This window comes from Dokdonella sp., from assembly GCF_041395345.1.
Lineage (GTDB): Bacteria > Pseudomonadota > Gammaproteobacteria > Xanthomonadales > Rhodanobacteraceae > Dokdonella.
This window is the reverse complement of record NZ_JAWLAR010000034.1, coordinates 1-1,767: the sequence shown is the minus strand read 5'-3', so window position 1 is coordinate 1,767 and position 1,767 is coordinate 1. Positions and strand designations below refer to the sequence as shown.

Here is a 1,767-nt window from a genome sequence, read left to right as displayed (position 1 = left end):
CGCGGAAGAAGAAATGGCGAGCAGGCGATCGTGGAATTCGCGGATATCGAACTGGTCGCCATAGGCCGCTTCGGCCTCCTTGCGCAGTTGCTGGATCTTGAGCATGCCGATCTTGTAGCCGAGAGCCTGACCGGGCCAGACCACGTAGCGCTCGATTTCCGACACCGCACCTTCCTGGTCGGCGCCCTCGTTGGCGATCATGTACTCGAGTGCCTGCTCGCGACTCCATTTCTTCGCATGCATGCCGGTATCGACGACCAGTCGGACCGCGCGATGCAGCTCGTCGCGCAGGCGACCGATGTCGCCAATCGGATCCTCGGCATACAAGCCCATCTCGGCGGCCAGCGCCTCGGCGTAAAGGGCCCAACCTTCACCCGCGGCGTTGGAATAGAAGCTCTTGGCGATGAATGGGGCATCCTGATCGATGGCGATGGCCATTTGCATGTGGTGCCCGGGGATCGCCTCGTGAAAGGTCAGCGTCGGCGAGGAGAATTTCGGCAGTGCAGCGGTATCGCGCAAGTTGACCCAGTAGATCCCGGGACGCGAGCCATCTGGCGCAGGCGGATCGTAATAGCCACCGGGTGCCGAGTCCTGGCTGAACTCGGGGACGGTGCGCAACTCGACCGGATGCTTCGGCAAGTTGCCGAACAAGGTCGGCAGCAGCGCATTCACGGCCGCCATCTGTGCTTCGATGCTGGCCAGCAGTTGCGCCTTGCCCTCCGGCGTATTCGGGAACACATAGCGCGGATCCGCAGCCAGGGCGATCATGCGCTCACCGACCGTGCCTTCGGTATAACCCTGCGCGCGAAGAAGCACGTCCATCTCGGCCGTGATGCGGGCCACCTCGTCGAGACCGATCTGATGCACTTCTTCGGGATCCAGATCGCTGTCGGTCATGTGCCTGATCATTGCCTTGTACAGCGCAGCACCATTCGGCAGACGCCACAGGCCGGCATCGTGTGGCGCCAGGGGCTCGATTTCCCCCAGGTAGGCGCTGATGCGCCGATAGGCCGGCAGGACACCGTTGGAGACGAGTTCCAGCGCTTTACCGGAATACGCCTCAGCATCCGCAATATTGGCGGCCTTGAGCTTGCTCGCGAAGCTCGTGACCAGCACGTTGTCCGCCGCCGGCATCGCCGCAAACGCATCGACCACGGCCCTGGCCTTCTGCACGATGAAGTCGGGAGGAATGGCGCCAAGATCCACGTCGTGGCGCATTTTCGCGAGCGCGCCGTCAAGGATTCCGGGGAACCGCTCCAGGCGCTCCAGGTACTCCCCGGCCTCATCGGCATTGTTCACGGTCTGCTGCGCTTCCATCAACTTCGGCACGTCCACCGTGACCCCGGAATTCTGGTTGATCACGTAGGGCAGGTACCAGATGCCGTAGACATCGAAGCTGCTGCCATAATTTGCGACGCGTGTCGGCCCGAGCGCCGCATCAAACAGGGTGATCAAGGTGTCACGGGTGCGACGCTGGTCCGCGCCAAGCGATTCCGGAGACGTCGCCTGCAGCTCGGCCAGGCGCTTTTCCATTTCACTGACGCGAGCCTTGTCTCCCTCGATCGAACGATCGTTGAGCCGGGCATCCGCGCCGGAGGTGAGTGCTTCGGGGATGCCGTTGTAGGTCGCCGCTTCCGGAACCTGCTGGTAGTAACTCCGGCTCAATTGATCGATCGCCGCGTCAGATGCAGCGCCTGCCTCCTTGGAGTCAACGACAACGGGCGCGACTTCGCTGGCTGGCTGCGTGGCGGGGGCCTTGTCCTTTTG

Annotated in this window: 1 protein-coding gene; it reads right to left on the bottom strand. The window is 62.8% G+C overall.

Features of this window, described 5'->3' with window-relative positions; all coding sequences use genetic code 11:
* Window positions 1-1,767, bottom strand: a 1,767-nt coding sequence (locus R3F00_RS17860; protein WP_371283081.1) for a DUF885 family protein, incomplete at both ends; no start/stop codon positions are given.